Annotated in this window: 11 protein-coding genes; 3 read left to right on the top strand and 8 right to left on the bottom strand. The window is 67.5% G+C overall.

The genetic code is table 11. From position 1 onward, the window contains the following. Positions 1-104: 104 nt before the first annotated feature. The 4 genes from OHA64_RS18130 to OHA64_RS18115 all read right to left on the bottom strand — a co-directional run bounded on the left by OHA64_RS18130 (position 105) and on the right by OHA64_RS18115 (position 3,526). The gene (locus OHA64_RS18130) at positions 105-938 is read right to left on the bottom strand and encodes a siderophore-interacting protein (protein WP_405614207.1); all 834 of its coding nucleotides are present in this window, start codon (positions 936-938) and stop codon (positions 105-107) included. Positions 939-985: 47 nt separating this feature from the next. Beyond that, a complete protein-coding gene (locus OHA64_RS18125) occupies positions 986-2,032 on the bottom strand; it encodes an ABC transporter substrate-binding protein (protein WP_405614205.1) in 1,047 nt (348 codons plus the stop codon). 295 nt (positions 2,033-2,327) lie between these two features. Continuing rightward, positions 2,328-2,954 (bottom strand): Uma2 family endonuclease, encoded by a 627-nt coding sequence (locus OHA64_RS18120; protein WP_405614203.1) that lies wholly within the window; start codon positions 2,952-2,954, stop codon positions 2,328-2,330. 92 nt (positions 2,955-3,046) lie between these two features. Continuing rightward, positions 3,047-3,526 carry an ATP-binding protein gene (locus tag OHA64_RS18115; protein ID WP_405614201.1) on the bottom strand — a complete coding sequence of 160 codons (480 nt, stop codon included), beginning with the start codon at positions 3,524-3,526 and terminating at the stop codon, positions 3,047-3,049. A gap of 156 nt (positions 3,527-3,682) precedes the next feature. Between OHA64_RS18115 and OHA64_RS18110 the strand changes: the two genes are divergently transcribed. Together OHA64_RS18110 and OHA64_RS18105 are read left to right on the top strand one after the other, a co-directional pair. After that, on the top strand, positions 3,683-4,534 hold the full coding sequence (locus OHA64_RS18110) for a Scr1 family TA system antitoxin-like transcriptional regulator (protein ID WP_405614199.1): 852 nt from the start codon (positions 3,683-3,685) through the stop codon (positions 4,532-4,534). Between the two features lie 17 nt (positions 4,535-4,551). Further along, complete coding sequence (locus tag OHA64_RS18105; protein ID WP_405614197.1) at positions 4,552-4,794, top strand: DUF397 domain-containing protein; 243 nt, start codon at positions 4,552-4,554, stop codon at positions 4,792-4,794. 67 nt (positions 4,795-4,861) lie between these two features. On the opposite strand, the gene OHA64_RS18100 is transcribed toward OHA64_RS18105, so the two are convergent. The 4 genes from OHA64_RS18100 to OHA64_RS18085 form a co-directional block, all read right to left on the bottom strand. Next, a complete protein-coding gene (locus OHA64_RS18100; protein ID WP_405614195.1) occupies positions 4,862-5,302 on the bottom strand; it encodes a hypothetical protein in 441 nt (146 codons plus the stop codon). A 3-nt stretch (positions 5,303-5,305) separates the two neighbouring features. Continuing rightward, positions 5,306-12,187: an RHS repeat-associated core domain-containing protein gene (locus tag OHA64_RS18095; protein ID WP_405614193.1), complete on the bottom strand. Its 6,882-nt coding sequence runs from the start codon at positions 12,185-12,187 to the stop codon at positions 5,306-5,308. A 172-nt stretch (positions 12,188-12,359) separates the two neighbouring features. Then, positions 12,360-16,010, bottom strand: coding sequence for a LamG-like jellyroll fold domain-containing protein (locus OHA64_RS18090; protein ID WP_405614191.1), 3,651 nt, complete (start codon positions 16,008-16,010; stop codon positions 12,360-12,362). 32 nt (positions 16,011-16,042) lie between these two features. Beyond that, on the bottom strand, positions 16,043-17,605 hold the full coding sequence (locus OHA64_RS18085) for a VCBS repeat-containing protein (protein ID WP_405614189.1): 1,563 nt from the start codon (positions 17,603-17,605) through the stop codon (positions 16,043-16,045). A gap of 463 nt (positions 17,606-18,068) precedes the next feature. Between OHA64_RS18085 and OHA64_RS18080 the strand changes: the two genes are divergently transcribed. Continuing rightward, on the top strand, positions 18,069-19,997 hold the full coding sequence (locus OHA64_RS18080; RefSeq protein ID WP_405614187.1) for a glycosyltransferase family 2 protein: 1,929 nt from the start codon (positions 18,069-18,071) through the stop codon (positions 19,995-19,997). The last annotated feature ends 47 nt before the right edge of the window (positions 19,998-20,044 follow it).

Genomic DNA, 20,044 nt, shown 5'->3' with positions numbered 1-20,044 from the left:
ACTTAGGTTAGCCTAACCAAAGTTGCATTGGGGAAACCCCGCCCCTGCCGTGACCGCCGTCACTTAGGACCCGGCCCGGCGTCGTGCATGCGTCCCTGGACGGATCACTCCCGCTCGCGCAGCTGCTCCTCCGACAGGCCCGGGCGCCAGTAGCCGACGAACGTCACACTGCGCCGGTCGATCCCCCGCTCCCGCACGAAGTGCCGACGCAGCTCCTTCACGCACCCGGACTCGCCCGCGATCCAGACGTACGGGCGCTCGGCGGGCGGGAGTTGGCCCTCACGAAGGGCGCCGAGGGCCATGGGGGACCCCTCGGCGCGTGCCTCGTCGCGCACCAGCCAGGTGATCTCGGCGTCCGCCTCGGTCACCAGGTCCTGCACATCGGCGGCGTGCGGCACCTCCAGCCAGACCCGGGCGCGGGTACCGGCCGGCAGCGACTCGACGATGGCACAGGCGGCCGGGACGGCGCTCTCGTCGCCCCAGACGACCACCAGATCGGTGTCCACGGGCGGCCGGAAACGGATCGCCCGGTTGTCCGCGACCGCCGGACCGAGCAGCAGGATCCGGTCCCCGGCGGCGGCCCGCGCGGCCCACGCGGAGGCCGGGCCGGCCGGAGTGTGCAGCACGAAGTCGATGTCGATCTCGTCGGGATCGCGTCGCAGCGCCCGCAGCGTGTACGAGCGCATCACGGCCCGTACGTCGTCCGGGAGTTCACGCCACGCCTGCCACCAGCCGTCACCGAGTTCGATCGGGACGACGGGCTCGGGCTGACCGGGGTGCGGGAGGAACAGCGACAGGGACTGGTCCCGCCCGTCGGAGAAGAAGGCGTGCAGATCCTCCCCGCCGAAGGTCACCCGGACCAGGGACGGACCGAGCCGCCTCGTCCGTACGACCTGGAGGGAGAAGAAACGGAACGGGGCGGCTACGGCCGTCGTCATGGAGAGCTCCTGAGGGTCAGGAAGTCGTGCTCGGGCAGATGCGCGGGTCAGCTGACCTTCTTCGCGTCCTCGATGGCCTTCGCGAGGTTCTCGACCATCGGCACGCACTTGTCGTACGACAGGATCGGCTCGGGGGAACGCGCGATGACCTGGCCGGCCTTGACCGCGGGGAGCTTCTTCCAGGTGGCCTCGGTGATGTCGGCCGGCTGGATGGTCGCGGTGCGGTCGTCCATCATGATGATGTCGGCGGGGTACTTGTCGACGTTCTCCCAGCTCAGCGTCTCGTACCAGCCGCCGGTCGCCTTCTTGGCGGACTCCGGGGGCTCGACGAAGTTCACGCCGAGGGCCTTGAAGTACTCCAGGTCGATGGAGAGGTTGGTGCCGGAGACGTAGAACGAGGCGTCGGCGGCGGAACCCGCCAGCACCTTGATCTCGGGCCGGGCCTTGGCGGCCTTGCGCAGCCGCTCCGAAGCGGCCTCGAAACGCTTCTTGGCGTCAGTGACCTTGGCGGCCTTCATGTCCGCGCCGAGCGACTCGGCCAGCTCCCACATGCGCGTGAGCGGCTTGGTCAACTGACGGTCGTAGACGGAGACGGCGACGCTCGGGGCCAGCTTGGCGATCTTGTCCTTCGACTTCTCGGGTACGTACCAGAGGGTGCCGGCGTCGTCGAAGGTGGTGGTGATCAGGACCTGGGGTGCGAAGACCGCGTACTTCTCGATGTTGAACTGGTCCCACGCGTTCCCGAAGACCGTCAGCTTGCTGACGTCCATGTCGCCGGCCTGGACGTCGGCCTTGCCGTCCTTCGTCGTGGTCGGGCCGAACACGCCCTTGACCTCGATGCCGTAGTCGAAGAGGGCGGCGGCGACACCGGTGAAGGCGACTATCTTCGCCGGGACCTCGTCCAGCTTCACCGTCGTACCGCGGTCGTCCTTGAACGACCAGGGGCCGGAGGCCTTGGCGGGCGTCGTCGAGTCCGAGCCGCCGCTCTCCGAGTCGCTCTCGCCGCAGGCGGCCAGGAAGGCGCCGAGGCCGAGCGCGCCGCCGGTGGCGATCAGGCCGCGACGGGAGAAGTTGGCGGTTCTGGCGTTCGGCATGGAGGGGTCTGCTTTCGTGCGTACGGGGGCAACTGGGTGCACGCCAACGATGGGTGGCGGAATCAGAATTAGGTTAGCCTAACCTTCTATTTTGTCCAGAGGGCGCCCGGCCCCAGTTCCCGTCCTGTGTGGTGCGATGCCCGCGCGGGGCATGGTGCGTGTCACAACCGGCGTGGTTCGCGGGGCGGCTCCTGTTGAATGTCACCGATGAACTCCCGCACAGCGCCCGCCACTTCGCCCCGCCGGCCTGGACTTTCGATGCCAGCGAAGGGGCTGATGAGGGAGAGGGTGGACCTCAGCCGGGGACGTGACCGGAACCGGCTTCGGGCTCGGTTTCAGATGCGGGGCGCATGAACCCCGAGGTGTCCAACTCGAAGTCGAAGGGAGTGGGGACCCGCACAGGCTGCCCGAACGGGACGTTGGTCCGCGACCGGTATCCCTTGGGAGACGGGTCCCAGAAGACGGACACCTCCTGCACCTGCATGTCGAGCACGAGGTACACCGGCACGATCCGCCCGTACGTGTCCAGCTTGTCGAGCCAGTCCGCGTCCTTGGTGGAGTCCGAGGTCAGCTCGGCGACGAGGGAGAGGGCGGCACCGTCGGCGTGGCGGCCTTCGGCGTCGAACGCTGATTCATCGGCGACGAAGAGATCGGGGCCGAAACCACGCTCGGAGGGAGGAAACACGAAGAGGAACGGCGAGGTCTCTGTGACGTGCCCGTCAGGGGCGTGGGCCTCGACCTGTGCGCGCAGCCTGCGCATGGGACGAAGGTAGCGCAGCTTCGACCACGGCGACACGACGATCTTCCCCCGGATGAGCTCGGCCTTGTAGCCGTCAGGTGTGTCCAGTTCCTCGACGATCCGGAGCATGTCTTCGAAGGCTCCGGCCGGAGGAGTGTCTATGGGGGCAGGTCGCTCGGTCATGGTGGGCACCGCGATCCTCCATTGATTACAGAGCGTGTCGCTCGCTCCACGATAGCGTCGCCCCGCATCGACCGCCTGCGACTCGACCCCCCTCACGCCGCAGCCATCCGCCCCGCAGCCTTCGGCCCCACCTCACACCACAGCAGCTTCCCGCCCCGCCCGAAGAGATCATCTCCCAGCGGATAGCCACCCCAGGTCTCCGCGTAGTGGCAGACGAGGAACAGCCCACGCCCGCCGGCGGCCTCCGCCGGAACCGGGCACAGGCGCTGGGACCGGTTGTCGAAGGGCGGCGGGATGTGCGGGTTGGTGTCCGAGACGCTCACCCGCAGCCGGTCGCCACCGAGCCCGCGCAGGCGCAGAGCGGCCGGGCCGTCCGAGTAACGGTAGGCGTTGGTGACCAGCTCCGAGGCCAACAGCTCGGCCGTCTCCTGGAGTTGGGACATGCCGTGTCCGGCGAGGACAGCTCGCATGGTGACACGGGCGATGCGGGCCGCGCGTGCGTCGTGGGGTAGTTGGAGGGCGTACGCCCACGTTGGGAACGTCTCGCATTCCGACGGGGATACGGTGGCCATGAATGCCTCCTGCGATGGCGGGACTTGGGCCGGTTGGGCGGCTCGGATCTCACCGTAGACTGCGGGTGCTGAAGGTTTTGCACGGAGCGGCAAAACCTTCAGGCTTTTACCTCGTGTGGGTGACCGCCACGCCAGGCGTACGAACGGAGCGAGGACATGGCACCACGCAGCGCCCCCACAGCACGCCGCCTCCGCATCGGCGTCGAACTGCGCCGGATGCGGGAACGCGCCGGCATGACCGCCGCCGAGGCCTCCCGGTCTCTGGGCACCACACAGGCCCAGATCAGCAACATCGAGGCCAACCGCTTCGGTATCAGCGCGGAACGCGTACGCACGCTCGCCCATATCTACGGCTGCACGGACCAGCCCCTGGTCGAAGCCCTCGCCGACATGGCCGCGGACCGCACCCGCGGCTGGTGGGAGGAATACCGGGACACCCTTCCACCCCGCCTCCTCGACCTCGCCGAGATGGAACACCACGCGACCGCCCTGCGCGTAACCCAGGTCATCAACATTCCCGGCCTGCTCCAGACACCGGAACACGCCCGCGCCCTGTTCCGCGAGGCAGTGCCGGCCTTGCGCCCGCACGAGATCGAGTACCGCATCTCCCACCGCATCAAGCGCCAGGTCATCCTTCACCGCGAGCAGCCGCCGCCGTACACGGCAATCGTCCATGAGGCCGCCCTGCGTATGCAGTTCGGCGGCCGCGAAGTGGCCAGGGCTCAGCTCAAGCACCTCGCCGAAGTCAGCGAGCAGGCGGGCATCAGACTCCTCGTGATCCCCTTCGACGGCACCTCGTTCCCCACCACAGGCCATGCCGTCGACTACTTCCACGGCCCGGTACCTGACCTGGACACCGTCGAGGTCGACACCGCCCACGGCGGCGAACTCATCGACGCGGCAGGACAACTGGAGAAGTACCGGCTCGTCCTGGACCGCATGGAAGCGGTCGCCTTGAAGCCCGCTCCCTCCCGCGAGCTCATCCACCGCATCGCCCAAGACACCTGACAGACGAGGGACGAACCGTGACCGAACCGACGTGGCAGAAGTCGACCTACAGCGAGGAAGGCTCCGCCTGCGTCTACCTCGCCAGCACGCCCACGGGAACGATCCTCCTGCGCGAAAGCGACGAACCGGAAACCACCCTCACCGTCGGCCCACACCAACTCCGCGCGTTGATATCCACCCTGCGGCAAGAACCCAGGAATGCTTCTTCCGGTGGTAAGAATCGGATCGGTGTAGGTACCGACTGTCGTCACCCCAAGTAGAAGCCCCGCCAGGGTCTGGCGGGGCTTCAAGTTTGCCTCAATGGCTACCTATGTTTGCTGGTTTCTGTCACGTATCGACTCGATAGTGCGCTCGGAGTTCCGCAGCGAGACCAGATGCTCCGTCAGTGTCAGCGTCGATCTCCACCGTCCACCAGGTGCTGTCGCTCGCAGCTAGAACCATGAGGCATCCTGTGAAGTCGCCTACAGCGAACCGCTCTGGATCAAGCAGGCGACGGTCCCTTGCCGCTACGAGCAGCAGATCGAAGCACTGCCTGACCCCAGCCGCGAATTCCCGAACCTGACCCCAAGACATGACATACCCCTGGGGCGAGGAACCTACCTTCTGACGGAATTCTGCGTATCCCAGGCCGGCTGCCCCCTGCCCAATCCCGTCGAAGTCGAGCACGGACCATATCCAGTTGTTGTCAGGGACCAGCGCAAGCAGGCTGTCGAGACCGACTATTTCCCCTTCAGCGTCGTGCATCCGAAATTCCACGATATCCCTCATCGTTCACCCCCAATCCAGCGGTTCCGCGCCACCGCGGCTGCGGGTGCCACCGGTCGCGTTTTCGTTCCAGGGGTGCTGATGCGGATTGTCATGGTTCTGCGGCCGTCCGTGATCAGTGAAGTCGACATCTCTGACGGGCTTGCCGCCTGCATCGAACTCTCGGGCCTGAGCGTACGGGGGATTGCGCCTGCTTCCCTTCACCCCAAGTTGCGTGTGCGGATACCCGGCGGCCGCCGGGTCAGGAGCTGGCTCACCAGTCCGGGGGTCCCTCGGAAGCTCCCGGTCGGGAAAGCCCCGAGGTGTATTGCAATTGTGAACGAGTACCGGCGTAGCCCCCGCCAGCACATAGTACGTGTGCACGTCACTGACGGTCAGATTGTGAACCGTGGCCGTCGACGCCGACCAACGCTTGACCGCAGTGACCTGGACCCGCGTTCCCGCACTGGTGCTCAGCCATTCGCCCGGCTCAAGATCGGTGGCCGGAACCCATACCCTTAGTTCCGGTACCCAGAACGGATGTCCATCGGTCGCGGTGACCGATGCCGTCCTGGCCCCCTTCTTGCCGTCGATGTCAACGGTGACCTTGACGAGGTGCTTGAGCCCTGTGCCCTTGATCTCGGCAGTGACCGTCTCAGCCTTGGTCTCGCCGGTCTCCGGGTCGGTGGCGAGGACCTTGTCCCCGATGTCGACGTCCTCGATCTTCTTCGTCGAGCCGTCGGCCATCAGTACTCGGGCTTCGGGCGTGAAGCTGTTGCACTGCCCGAGCTCCTCGACGGCCTTCTTGCTCCTCCGCCACCCCCGGAAGCTGTCCCAAAGGTCTTCGGCCAAGCCTCCGATCCGTTTGATCAGGGCATAGCCCTTCTTCACCCGGTACCAGTACTTCGCCACCAGCCGGCCGACTGGACCGCCGCTGATGAGCGATGTGACGACGTTCAGGGCGGTTGCCCCGCAGGAGCCGAGGCTGCCGGTGGTGAAGCAGTCCAGCGCGTCCGTGATGCCCAACTCGTCCGCGAGGATCTTGCCCAGTTCCTTGGCGACGGCGATCGCGCGCTGTTTGGCCGCGTCCTCTCCCGCCTTCGCCGCGATGGCCTGGCGCGCCGCAGGGGGCGTGGAGCTCATCCGATAGCTGTGGGCGGGGGCGTTGGAGGAGGGGTCTTTGGATCCCGAGCACCCGCCGCAGCCGTCGTTGTGGCCAGGGACGGAGTAATAGACCCCGTTGACGGTGTAGTCGGCGCCGGGGCCGCAACGGTCGTCGGAGCAGAACTTGAGCCCGCTCGGATCGGAGAAGGTGACCGGATTGTTGTTGCTGTAGGCGTAGCCGTTCATCTGTTGCGGGTCGGTGTAGTCGATGATCGGGTCCGCCGAGATGAAGCGGCCTGTGTCCGAGTCGTACTCGCGCGCCCCCAGTGTTGTCAGGCCCGACGACTCCTGGATCGTTCCGCCCACGAAGCCCTTGTCGTTCACCCAGCCCGGGGACGACGACGTGGACTCGTCGCGCGCGTTGCCGAAGGGGTCGGTGCGGCGTCGTGTCGTCTCGCCCGTCTTCGCGTCGACCGCCAGTTCCGCCGTGCCCTGATGGTCCGACGCCAGGAAGTGGACACCGTCCGCCTCCCGCATCGCGACCGTCGTGCCGCCGAAGGAGTAGTAGCGGGTCGCCGTCACCGCTGACGTGGACTTCGCCAGGTGGAGTTCCATGCCCGGCAGGTAGAACGTCTTCTCGTCGGGGGTCTCCCGGAGGATCCGCTCACCGGATGCGTCGTACTTGTACGACGTCGCCGTTCCGTCGGCATTCGTGACCGTCGTCAGCTCGCCCTGCTTGTCCCAGTCCAGCGACTGGGTGTCGCCGCCGAGGACACGTGTCTTGGTGTTGCCGGACACGTCGTAGGTGTAGGTGTCCTGGGAAGTGACCTGCGGGGTGGTGCTCGTCGCAGCCGTCGTCTCGACCACCGACGACACCGTGTGCGGGCCGGACTTCGTCCCGGACGGGCCGGAGCCCGCCTCTCCGTACTTGTACGAACGGGTCGCGGTCGCACCGCCGTTCACACCGTGCCGTACCTCGCTCGCGCGGTTGCCGATCGAGTCGTAGCCGTATTCCGTCCAGAACGGGGACACTCCTCCGACCGTCGAGGACGACGCACCGGAGGAGCACGCGCTCTCCGAGGCTCCCGTGCCCGACGCCCCGCCGGACGTCACCGACGACGTCCAGGTGTCCGTCAGCCGGCGCAGACCGTCGTACGTGAAGCACTGGACGTCACTTGTGCCACCGGTCGGGGTGTCGGCGATCGAGAGGATGTCGCCGACGGCGTTGTACGTGTAGTCCGAGTCGTACGCGACGCTCGACGCGCCCTCCACGTCCACCCGCGAGTTGGTCAGGCGGTCCGTGCCCTGCTCGAAGGTGTTGGTGATCCAGGTCTTGGGTGCCGACGAGACACCCGTGGAGAGCTCCAGCTGCTCCAGGTCGGAGGTCGGGGAGTAGGAGACGTCCGAGACGTAACTGCCTCCACTCAGTGATGTGTTGAGCGCTGCGGGGCGCTGCAGCTCGTCGTAGGTGTACGACAGCGCCTCACCCGTCAGGTCTCCCGCCGCCGGCAGGCCCTGGCCCTGCACGGTGCCGTCGCGGTTGTACTGGGTGTTGAACTCGTACGTGCCACCCAGTTGCGGCTCGGCCGTCTTGGAGAGGTAGTACTTCGTCGAGGTCGGCTTGTAGTCGTTGTCCGCGTCGAGGACCGGGTAGGTCACCGACGAGTAGACCGCACCGTCCTTGTACGTATAGACGCCGTACAACTCGCCCTTGGCGAAGGTGTCGTACCGGGTCACCGACAGCCGGGTGCCCGTCGTGGCCTCGCCCTGCCAGGTGGAGGCCACGCGGCCCAGGTCGTCGTACACGGTCGAGGTCTTGTTGCCGTTGACCGTGGTGGAGGTCAGGCGGTCGAGCTCGTCGTACGTGAACGAGCTGTCACCCGTGTCCGGGTCCTCCGCCGTCTTCTTGCGGCCCAACTGGTCGTAGGTGTACGACCACACGTTGCCCGCGTCGTCGGTCACCTTCGACAGCAGACCCGAGTCCGTGTAGCCGTACGACGTGGTGACCGCGTCACCGTCGGCCGGGTACTGGACCTGGGTCGTCGTGCGGTCACGCGCGTCCGTGACGACGGTGGTCTTCGTGCCACCCGTCGGCGGGGTCGTCGTGACGCGGTCGCCGCCGTACGCGAACGTCGTGCGGTACTTCTCCGTGCCCTGGACCTTGAAGATCGTCGCCTTGGTGCGGCTCGCGCCGTCGTACTCCGTGACCGTCTGCGCGTCGAGGTCGGCGTCGACCGGCTCGAAGAGCGTGGAGGACGGGACACCGGCGGCGTAGTAGGTGTCATTGACCTTCACCACGCGGCCGGAGCCGTCGTAGAAGGTGTCCGCGACCATACGGCCGCCGTCCGCGCCCTCGGTCTGTTTCTGGCGGGGCCGCAGGAAGCCGTCGTACAGCGACCACTCGCTGCCGTACGACGTGCCGTCGTTCTGGATCTTCTGGGTGTGGACGGCGGTGGGGCCGTCGTCGCCGCGGATCAGGTACGTGTACTTGAGGGAGGGCACGAAGTCGGAGGCCTTGGGGTGGTCCGGCAGCCACACCGACACCAGACGGCCCAGGCCGTCGTACGCGAAGTCGGTCCTCATGCCGTTCTGGTCGACCTTCGCGCTCGGCAGTCCCCGCTGGGGGGCGTACTCCGTCGATGTCGTCCAGCCGAGGCGGTTGGTCGTCGTCGACTTCATCGCCAGGCCGTACGTGTTGTCGGTGTACGTGGTCGAGGACGTGTACGTCGTCGAGGACGACGCCGTCTGTGCGTCCTTCACGACCAGCGGGCGGCCGTAGCCGTCGTACGTCGTGACGGAGGTCGTCTGGTACGTCGCCGTCGTGCCGTTGTGGGACGAGAGGCGCTTGGTCGTGGTCGCGTCGGCCTTGGTCGGGGCCGCGCCCAGAGTGGTCGAGCCGTCGTAGTAGGTCAGGTCGTCGGAGATGACGTCGGACTTGCGGTCCGGAGTGGAGGCGCAGTCCACCTTCACTCTCTCCACCCGCGACACATACGAGTACATGTGCAGGCTCGCGCTGTCCGCGTACTCGGTGCGGATGCACTGGTTGTCTGCTACGCCCACCTCACCGGCGTCGTCGACCTTGACCGCACGACCGGTCTTGTCGTCGTACGACGTCGTCGACTTGGTGTGCCGCCAGCCGCCCGTGGCCAGCGCGACGTACGTGTCCACCGAACCCGGCGCGACATAACGTGCCTTGCGCGTGCCCCAGTCCTTCGTCTGGGTGGCCGTCACCGCGGTCCAAGGCACCGTCACCGATTTCTGGGTGATGGCGGAGCCGTTGTAGGTGATCGTCTCCAGTTCTCGGCCGCCCTTCCAGTCGGAGTCGTCGTAGGAGACGCCGAGGGAGTCGGTGACCGTCGCGGAGCGGGTGGTGCCGTCCTTGCGGACGTCTCCGTCGAGGCCGCGGAAGAAGACGTGCTCGGTCTTGGTGTTGGACGCGGAGTTGGTGCCGGCCGAGGTCGCGACCTGGACCCTCCCGTAGCCGCGCCAGTCGCCCCAGGTGCGGTACTCGGAGGTGGTGATGCCGTCGGCCGGGGTCTTGCGCCAGCCGGCGTCGCCCACGTACGTGTACGAGGTGACCTGATCGTCGTTGCCGCCGGTGAGGTCGGTCTCGACGACCGATCCGACGACGTACTTGTGGAACCAGTCGAGGATCGGATCCTCAGCGCCGGGCGGGTTCCACTTCACCGGGAAGCAGCGCTTGGTGGAGGAGTCCTCGGCGGGCAGGTTGCCGGTCGTGCACTGCGCGGCCGCGTAATTGACGCTGAGTGCACCACCGGCCTCGTTCACCACGCCGGAGAGGCGGAAGCGGTAGAACGGGTTGAGGTTGTCACCGGTCTCGTCCACGCGGTTGGGCAGCTGAGTGCCGTACAGCTCGACGGACGGGACGGAGGCGGCTGTACCCGCCTTGCCGGTGTGGTCGACAGCGTTGAGCCACAGGGACTTCGAGGCATCGCCGTTGTCGGTGAAGACGTGGGACAGGCTCCACTCGTCGACGGGCGAGTAGGTCGCGTCACCGGTGCGGATCTGCGTGGTGATCTTCGTGAGCTTCTTGCGGGTCCAGAACGTCGGCGAGTTCTGGCCCACACATTTGGTGTCGGCCTTGCAGTTCCGGTCCCAGGGGACGTCGGGCCAACTGGCGGCCGTGGAGTCCGTGAGGTCGGAGGGCTCGCAGTCGGTGGGGGCGCCGATGCAGCGCTCGGCGGTGGTGAAGACGACCTGGGCGGCAGGCTTGGTGGAGTAGGCCTTGCCCGCGCGCTGTCCGTAGTCGATGCGCTTGAGGTAGCCGCCGCGGACGTAGGACTTGCCGTTCTGATCGGTCTTCAGGCCCTGCGTGTAGTAGTTGATCTCCTTGCCGTAGTAGTACGACATGACATTGCCGTGCGGGTCGATGACGTGGTCGAGGTTCCAGCGCCAGGCCTGCGCGCAGGACGCGTTCGCGAAGGTGGCGTTGTAGCAGGGCTCGCCGGAGTCGTCGCCGTAGACGGGCACGGTCCAGGCGGAACCCGTCTCCTCGTTACCGCTGGCGTAGCCGGGCAGGCGGCCCAGGCCGAAGAAGTACTGGGTGCCGTCGGCGACGGTGATCTTCCAGTACTCCCCGTTGTCGTCGCCGTTGGTGGCACCTGTCAGATGCTCGATCTTGGAGTTTTCGTCGGAGCTGAGCCGCCACTCACCGGTCGTGTCGTCCTTGACGAGCTGGCCGGAGGTGCCGCCCCCGAGGGCGAGTGTGGCGTTGTCGTATGCCCAGCACTCGTCACCGTACGTGTCGTCGTGTCCGTCGTCGGCGCACGGCTTGTAGCGACGTTCGATGTAGCCGGGTTCGTAGCTGAAGCCCTGGCCGATCCACGAGCCCTGGTTGTTGGTCGTTGCCGTCTGGCCGTCGACCGACTGGGAGTTGTAGCTCAGGCCGACCGTGGGCTGGAGGCCGCCGGGGACCGGCGGGACGGTCATCGGGTAGGACCAGGTGAACGCGCCGGAGCTGGTGTCCACGCCCCACTCGGAGGACGCCGAGAGGCTGGTCGCCGCGTAGTCGCCGCCGTCACCGCCGCTGCTCGCGGTGGCCGCGAGGACGGTGGCGGAGGAGGCCGTGGTCGTCTCCGCCGTCCGCAGCAGCTGGGTCTGCGTGCCCGAGGTGTCACCGGCCGCGCCGACGGTCGCCGTCAGTGTCTGCGCCGCCGCGTTGTTGGTGCTCTTCAGGTACGTCGGAGTCGAGCACGCCTTCTTCTCCGGCGCTGTGAGTACGCACGCCGGGTACTGGGCGAGCCGGAGGCGGGAGCCGTAGCCGCCGCCGTAGGCATCCGCGAAGTCCGTGTAGTCCAGGGCGACTTGAGCTGCACCCTTGGTGGCCTCGCCGTCGGTGCGGGCGACGGTGAAGAGGACTCCGTCGACGCCGGCCGCGGTGGCCGCCTTGCGGCCGAGGACCTCGACGCGGACGGACTCGGCGGCCTTCTTCCCGCCGACCGCCTTCGCCGTCAGGGGCAGTCCCTTGGCCTTGGCCGCCTTGCCGGACAGTGTGATCTCGGCGCTGCCTGCCTTCGGCCAGGCTGTCTCGTCGGCCTGCTTGACGGCCGCCTTCTCCGCCTCGTCGGCCTTCTTGAACGCCTTGGCCCTGGCGTTCTTACCGCGGACGGGGTCGTCGAGGTTCGTCTGTGCCTTCGGCTGAGTCAGGCCGTCGGCGGCGGTGGCCTCGGGGGCGTACTGCGGGAGGAGGCCGACCGACAGGGCCAGGCCGAGCAGCAGCGCGGCCCGTCTGTGGCGGGTCCGCCAAGCCGGTCGTGGCGACCGGTACCAAGGGGGCGAGGACATGACATCTCCATCGAAAAGAGGAACGCGGGAGAGAGGAACGCGGGAGAGAGGAACGCGGGAGAGAGGAACGCGGGAGAGAGGAACGAAACAAGGGGAGAGAACGAAGCGAGCAGAGCGACGCGTGGGCGGGCGGCTTCCGTGCCGCCCGCCCATCTGGATCGGGGCGTTGCGTCTAGGCCTCGTCGATGCTGGAGCCGGATGGCAGAACCGCCACCCGTGCCACGAGCGAGGCGTCCAATGGGCCCCGGTACATGCGGACCTCGTCCGTGGAGCCCGAGAAGTACCCGCTCGCTTTGGAACCCGTCAGCTCCCGGCCGACCTGAAGACTCGTGGTACTGAAGTCCCAGGCGTTGTCCCAGGAGGCGTCGACCGCCGCGACTCCGTTGACGTACAGCAGCACGTCACCGAAGACCGCGTTGTAGACCAACGCAAGGTGATCACCGTCGCCCAGGGAACTCGGCGCGTCGACCGTGTCGAGGAGCGTGGTGGTCACCGGGGTCCCGGTATCGGCGTCGGTCACCACCAGCTGCCAACGAGCCTTGGACGCCGAGTACTTGACCTTGATCGCGCTGCCGTTGGCACCGGACAGCGACAGCACCGTCGCGTCCGCGGTCGGGCTCGCCGAGGCCAGCCGGGCGCGGGCGGTCAGAGTGAAGCTGTCCTGCGCGGTGAGCGGTCCGGCCACGGCACGGGTGGCGTAGGCGCCCGTGCCGTTGAGGGCCAGGTGCCCGTCGCCCCACAGGGGTTCGGCCGGCGGCACACAGTCCGGGTCGGCCTCGGTGTCGCAGGACTCGTCCGGCTGGTAGATGGAGGCGCCGCCGCCCAGGGTCAGGCCGGTGCCCCCGCCCGTCTCCGGGGAGAGGCCGGCGTTCGCCTCGTCCAGCTGCCAGTAGGAGAGCTGGTGCGGCTGGATACCGCCGATCTCCTGGCCCTCGGCGGGCGGGATGACGCGGTCGTAGAGCTTGACGTCAGCCACGCTGCCTTTGAGGGCGGCCGTGTAACCGTCGGCGGACAGCCTGCGCCCGACCTGCACGGCTCCGGAAGCGCTCCAGACGGTGTGCCGGGCCTGGACGTCGTCGGCGACGAGGACTCCGTTGACGTACAGCATCATCTTGCCCAGCTCGTCGTCGTACACCCCGATGAGGTGGGTCCAGCTGTCGACGACGGCCGTCGCTCCGGACACGTTCCAGGTGCTGAGGGACTCCATGTCGCTGACCGGTATACGGAAGGTCCAGGAGGCGCTGTCCACGTCGTAGCCGAGTTCGAAGCCGGGCTGTGCGGTGCCGTCCTGGCTCACCACGGTCATGTTCTCGGTGGGCTTCGACGTCAGATTCACCCAGGCGCTCACTGAGAAGGTGGTACCGGTGTCGACGGCGGGCGCGCCGGCGTCGAGGTAGGCGTTGTCGGTGCCATCGAAGGTGGCCGCGGTATCGGTGGAGCCGAGAGGGCCCTCTTGCTCGAACGTGACGCCGGAACCCGCGGTGGCGTCGGGTGCGCCGCTCGAGCCCGCCGCCTTGGCCGAACCCCGCTTGTCGCCGAGGGTCCAGGCGGCGACCGGTGCGCGGCCGTCACCGACCAGGAAAACATGGGTCGTCGGCGTCTTCTGCGGATTGCCGGCTCCGTCGACCGCGGTGACGTGGAGGGTGTACGAGCCCTCACTCGGTGGCATCCAGCGGATCGTCGCCGGGCCGCCGGTGGGCTTTGCGGCCACCGTCTTCTTTGTGTTGTCAGCCTGCGGACCGGTGAAGTAGTACGAGTAACCGGTCACATCGGTGGACGGCGAGTCCATGGTGAAGGAGCCGTAGTCACCGATGCCCGCGTGCCATGCCTCGTCGTCCGGGTACTCCGCCGAGGTGACCACGGCTGACTTGGGCTTGCTCGCGTCGTAGATGAACTCGCAGCGGGTCTGGTCGCCGTCGGTGGACCAAGGGCCGTAGGAGGTCTGGTCGTAGCCGCGGACCGCCCAGGCGATGGTGGTGTTCGACGGGATGGAGAAGCCCGCTTCGCCGTCGCCCGAGACATCGGAGCCGATGGTGTAGTAGAAGGTCTGTTGGCCTGTCTGGCTGCCCTTGGTCACACCGACCGTGGTTTTCTTGGCGGCGGTGGCGTAGTGGACGACTTCGGCGCCGGAGCTGTTCGTCCACGAGACCTTGAACTGGGCCTGGAGAGTCTCGGTGTTGGAACCGGTGTCATGGTGGTCGTAGTCCTTGATGACCGCAGTCACGCGCGGCGCCTCGGTCACGTAGTGCTCGGTGGCGCTGCCGTACTCGCAGGAACCTCCCGGCTTCATCTGGAGGTCGTCCTGGTCCGGCTCCAGCGGTGGCCGGTTGTAGGTGACGGAAAGGTGCGCGTTGCCGCAGAAGCGTTTCCAGTACGACGTGTCGGACTCACTGCCCGCCTTGAGGCGGAACGTCGTCGTGTCCCAGCCGTTGTCGGCCGCCTTCTGGACCGTGCCCGTCACGCCGAAGCGCACATTCTGATTCGTCGACGTACACGAACCCGCCGTGTCCGTAGGCGACTTGCTGGAGATTGTCTCCTTGGACGACGGCTGGTTCGACCAGTTCGTCGACGAACTGATCGCGCTCGCGCCGCCGCTGTTCACCCGGGCCAGCTGCACCTCGCGCGGGGAGTCACTGTAGGCGTGCACCAGCGTCACTGCGAACTCCGCGCTGATGATGTCCTTGCCTTCGTAGCTTCCGGTCGGCATCGCGAAGAACTGTCGCTTGACGTCGGTGGAGTTGGCGCAGCGGTACGACACGTCGGAGGGGCAGCGGCCCACGCCCTCGTCGTCGCCGAACTTCCAGAACTCGTATGTTGAGTTGAACGACGACACCATGGTCCAGCCGGTGCGGTTGGCCGTCTTGACCACCGGGTCGATGTAGACCGGGTAGACCGTGTCCACGTCGGTGAGCATGCCCTGCTCCGGAGTCAGGGTCAGAGCGTCCGGGGCGACGTCCACGGCGACGTCGGCGACCTGGGCACCCTGCGGCGGGGCCGCGTTGTCAGCCGGGTCGGCGGAAGGGTCGCTCGCGGCGGCGGACGGTTCGGCCGAGGCCGTGTCGCCGGAGCCGTTGCTGGAGTCCCACATCAGTGGCTGGGGCGCCTCGAAGACCGTGCCGCCGGAGCCGGTGTCGGTGGCGGTCAGCCCGCCGCCGGCGTCCTCCTTGACGTCCAACGAGGTGGTGTCGACGGGAAGTTCGAGTTCGGCCAGCTCAGGGTTGGCCGCAGCCTTCTTGTTCTTGATCACCAGGACGTGAGAGAAGCCCTCCGCGTCGGCCGTGACCTTGAGGTCGACGCCGGGCAGGACGCTCGCGTAGGTGGCGGTGGAGCCGTCCAGCTTCGGCTTCGGCAGTTCGCCGGGCCAGTCGAGGGAAAGGGCGTGCCCGTCCTTCTCGATCGCCGCGAAGGTCGAGTCGCCGCCGCCCGAGAAGGACATGGCTGTCAGCGTGGCCTTCGGAGCGATCGTGCCGTTCTCCTGCATGACCAGCGTGGTGTCGATGTCCGTCCACTCGCCGTTCTTGCGGGTGCGGACGGGCTGCACGTACTCGCTGGTCGTGAAGGTGCCGTCGGGGTTGGCGACGGTGGTGCCGCGCTCGTCGCGCAGGGTCTGGATCTCGACGGGCTCGCCGGACTTCTTCGCCTTGGCCTGGGCGGCGGAGGGGGAGAGCGACGGGGGTCTGTCGTCGGAGGTGTTCGTGCCCGCCGACGCCTGCCCTGCGACGGGAGCGGCGTCAGGACTGACGCCCAGGCCGGGGGTCAGCATGGCTGCGATGGCGGCGGCTGTGACAAGGGAGCGGCGTCCCACTCTGGTGCGGGTTTTCATGGTGCTGCGCCTTCTTCGCGTCGACCTCGCGTTCATCGCATCGCCCCGAACGCCGCGCCCTGGTCGGGCAGTCCACCGGAACCGGGCTGGTAGGTCGTCGTGCCGGTGCTCGTGTTGCCGTCGATGTTCGTCCATGGCACGACGTAAAGGACGCCCTTCGAGGTGGCCGAGGCCTTGCTGTAAGGCACGCCCACGTAGAGGTTGGTGGACCCGGCCAACAGGGCTACACCTGTGTAGTCACGGGCCGTCCCAGCGCCGGGGAGCCCAGAGCCGCGAGTGAGCTCCTTGTCGGCAGCGCCGATGGCCGTGTCGAGCGGCCGGAAGATGTGGACGGCCCCCGCGTCCTTGACCGACGCCGTGTCCTTGCCGGGCTCACCGACGGCCAGACGGACGGTCGCCGAGGTGGTCACGACGCTGGTGTCGGTGTTGGTGATCGCCACTCGCTGGCCCATGAAGTCACCGGCAACCGCGTCGCCCTCGAGGTCCATGGTGCTGCCGTCCATCGCCGTGACCGGGGTGTAGGCGCCGGACGGCTGGACGCGGACGACCGCGACACCGCCGGCGTCCGCCAACGTCCCGACGTCCTCGCCGGGCATCCCGATGGCGAGCAGTACGTCGGAGTTGTACGTCTGGCCGCTCGGCCGGTAGCCGCTCATGGAGATCGAGGTACCGAAGCTGTCGCCGGCTTCCGGCGCACCGGCGATCCCGGTGTCGTTCTGGTCGAGTCCAATGAGTGGCGTGGGCATGCCATTGGAGAGGGTGTGGTTGAAGGTCGCGACGCTTCCGGCGAACTTTTCGTCACCGATAGTCTCTCCCGGGCTGCCGACCGCGAAGTAGCGGTTGGTCCCTGCGAGCGAGTAACCGAAGCGGTCGTTGGCCTCGACTGCACCGGGGATCCCGGGGTCGTTCTGGCTGAGGGATTTCTTGGTGCTGCCCTGCACGTATTCGATACAGCCGGCGTCCGAGTAGGTCTTGCCGTCCACGGTGACGTTCTCACCGGGGACACCGACGATCAGGTACGGCACGCCGCTCGCGGTCGAGCCAGCCTTGAGGGAGAAGCCAAACCAGTCAGACGTCTCGATCGCGGTAGTCGAGTCGAGCTCCTTCTGGGTATACCCTTCGATTTTGGAGCCCGCCCCGATGCCGGTGGGCGTGCCATGGACGATGTAGATCGCCCCCGCGTTGACGACGTTGGCGCCGTCCTGCACGACATCCTCGTAAGGCGCCCCCACCGCCAGGTCGCTACAACCATCACCGTCGGCGTCATAAGCGGCGACGGAGGCCCCGAAGCTGTCACCCATTTCCGGCGTCGCCGACATTCCGGTGGTGGCCTGAGAGATTTCCAAGACCCCCTTGCCGCCGCCGAGCGCCACGCGCACGAGCCCGGCCTGTTTGGCCCCGTTCACCGTGGCCTCCGGGTCCGCGATCACCGTGTCGGCCACCCCGTCGCCGTTGAAGTCGCTTGCCACTCCGGCCGTGCACGTCGCCGCTGCCGCCTGCGGCGACGCCATCGTCACGACCCCCGTAGCGGCCAGGAACAGGCCGGCCAACGCGGCTAACCCCCCGGCCAGATGTGTACGCGTGCGCACACCCACCCCTTGTTTTCCTTTGGGTAATGCCAGATAAGGCCAACCCTATGAATGACGTAAAGGGAGACTAAATACGAGTCAGATAAGGGGAGTCAAGTGCATCGGGAAACTTGTTGCGCGCATAAATTGAACGGGTTGTGACCATCCTCGCCTTGCGTGCAGTAATGGTTGGAAAGCGTCCTTTGAGTGTCAAATGAGGACAAAAGTGTCGCTCCGTCGCACCTTGAGATGAGTCGATGTGCTGTGACTTCACCGAACCGTCACGTGACAGGTGCGATAAGGTCGTGATATGTTCACGGTTGTAATTGACCCGTGTTTATGTTTGCTTTGATATCGCGGGTCAATCTGCACGCCAATTTTTAGTAAAGGGCGCCATGGCGGCCGGGCGAATGCTTGCGCGCCTGCATCGAATCTTGCTCAGCAAAACGATCCCTCGGCGCCTGTATCGCCGAGTTTTAAGGTCCGTGGAATGCCGAGAGTCAAAGTCAGCGTCATCATTCCCGTCTACAACACCGGGAAGTACGTCGACGAGTGCGCACCGTCGCTGCTGGGGCAGAGTCTGCCCGCCGACGAGTACGAGGTGATCTACGTCGATGACGGGTCGACGGACGACACGCCGGGCCGGCTGGAGAAGATCGCGGTCGCGCATCCGAACGTCCAGGTGCACACCATGGCGAACTCGGGATGGCCTGGCGCGCCGCGCAACTTCGGTATGCGGCACGCCCAAGGGGAGTACATCCAGTTCGTCGACCACGACGACAAACTCGGGCCCGAGGCCCTGGAGCGGCTGTACGAGCACGCGAAGCGGAACGACGCCGACGTGGTGATCGGCAAGATGTCCACCGACATGGCGCTGCCCCGGCGGCTGTTCCGGCACACGGTGGACGCCTGCACGATCGAGAACGACGAGCTGATGCAGAGCTTGTCGCCGCACAAGATGTTCCGGCGGGCGTTCGTGGAGTTACACGGCCTGGGGTTTCCGGAGGGGCCGTGGATCATGGAGGACCTGGCCTTCGTCAGCGCCGCCTACCTGAAGGCCGAACGGATCTCGATCCTCGCCGACTACCCCTGTTACTACTGGATGAAGCGTGACGACGGCGGCAACAACACCCGGCACCGGTTCAACCCCCGGCACGGGTTCTGGCCCAACCTTCGCACCATCGTCCGCCAGATCAAGGACGGCACCACCCCTTCCGACGACATCGACGCGTTGCAGAACCGGCTGCTGCACCGCCTCTACCACGTGGAGATCCTCTCCCGGACCCGTGAGCCCGAGATCCTGCGCGAGGACCCGGCCGAACAGCGGCAGCGCTTCGAGACGGCCCGGGAGGTGGCGCGGGAGGAGTTCCCGGCCGCCGTACGGGAGGCACTGCCCGCGGTGTCCCGGCTGCGGGCCGCACTGCTGGAACGCGGCGACTTCGACGGGGCGGTGGCGCTGGCGGAGCGCGTCCGCGACGTGACGGTACGCGGCGAGGTCGGCGAGCCGCGGTGGGAGGACGGCTGCCTGGTCGCCGACGTCACGCTGGACCTGCTGCGGGGGGACGGCGAACCGCTGGCCCTCGTCGAGCGGGACGGGACGTGGTGGCTGGACCCTCAGCTGTTGGACGGGGTGCCGGGGACGGAGGACGGCTGGGAGGTCCCCGATCCGTTCCGGCGGGCTTGTGCGGAGCTGGTGGTGAAGGACCGGGACCGGGAGGACTGGTGGTACCCGGAGGGTGACCCGGAAGTGCGGCTGGAGCCGCTCGCGGAGGGGCGGTCGCGGCTCGTCGTGTCGGGGCGGCTGCGCCTGGACCCGGAGCGGCTGGCAGGCGGTCGGCCGCTGAAGCGCGGGGTCCACGACGTGTGGGCGCACGTCCAGTTGCTGGGCGTCGACCGGATGGTCCGTCTGACCGGCGACGGCACTCCGGGCGACCCGGCCGCGAGCCCAGCGCTGACCGGCGGGCGGCTCGCCCTCCCGTACTGGACCAAGGGCAAGGGCCAGCTCGCCCTCGACCTGGACCAGCGCCTGCGAAGACTGGGGCCCGACACGCAATCTGTCGTCTCCGCGAACACCTCGCGTGCCCGGCGGTCGCTCGGGTTGCCGTACATGGCCGCCTCGGGGGGCGCCCCGCTTCCCGTCCGGCTCACTGTGTCCACTCTGACGGTCGAGGCCGAACTGGCCCCCGGAGCCGACGGAACGGCACGATTACGCCTCCCCACCCGCCTCAAGCTCCCGGCCGGACGCCACCCGGTCACTTTCCCGAAGGCGGACACCCCGGTCGCGTACGCCGTCGTCCGTGACGGCTCCCTGCTGCGGCTGGAAGGCCCGGCGTACCAGGCCGGCACCGGGCGTCGGCTCCGGGACGCGGTCGCCGACAACCGCCGGGTCCGGAGCCTGCGGCGGCGGTTGGGGCGGTAGGGCCGGGCGGCGGACAGGACTGGGCGGCCGACCAGGCTCGGCGGCGG

The sequence above is a fragment of the Streptomyces sp. NBC_00076 genome, assembly GCF_045041235.1.
Lineage (GTDB): Bacteria > Actinomycetota > Actinomycetes > Streptomycetales > Streptomycetaceae > Streptomyces.
The sequence above is the reverse complement of the archived record's forward strand: the minus strand, read 5'-3'. Positions and strand labels throughout refer to the sequence as shown.

Excerpts from the sequence above, each read along its gene's own strand:
- OHA64_RS18130 (WP_405614207.1), bottom strand. The coding sequence starts at position 938 with ATGACGACGGCCGTAGCCGCCCCGTTCCGTTTCTTCTCCCTCCAGGTC.
- OHA64_RS18125 (WP_405614205.1), bottom strand. The coding sequence starts at position 2,032 with ATGCCGAACGCCAGAACCGCCAACTTCTCCCGTCGCGGCCTGATCGCC.
- OHA64_RS18120 (WP_405614203.1), bottom strand. The coding sequence starts at position 2,954 with ATGACCGAGCGACCTGCCCCCATAGACACTCCTCCGGCCGGAGCCTTC.
- OHA64_RS18115 (WP_405614201.1), bottom strand. The coding sequence starts at position 3,526 with ATGGCCACCGTATCCCCGTCGGAATGCGAGACGTTCCCAACGTGGGCG.
- OHA64_RS18110 (WP_405614199.1), top strand. The coding sequence starts at position 3,683 with ATGGCACCACGCAGCGCCCCCACAGCACGCCGCCTCCGCATCGGCGTC.
- OHA64_RS18100 (WP_405614195.1), bottom strand. The coding sequence starts at position 5,302 with ATGAGGGATATCGTGGAATTTCGGATGCACGACGCTGAAGGGGAAATA.
- OHA64_RS18095 (WP_405614193.1), bottom strand. The coding sequence starts at position 12,187 with ATGTCCTCGCCCCCTTGGTACCGGTCGCCACGACCGGCTTGGCGGACC.
- OHA64_RS18090 (WP_405614191.1), bottom strand. The coding sequence starts at position 16,010 with ATGAAAACCCGCACCAGAGTGGGACGCCGCTCCCTTGTCACAGCCGCC.
- OHA64_RS18080 (WP_405614187.1), top strand. The coding sequence starts at position 18,069 with ATGCCGAGAGTCAAAGTCAGCGTCATCATTCCCGTCTACAACACCGGG.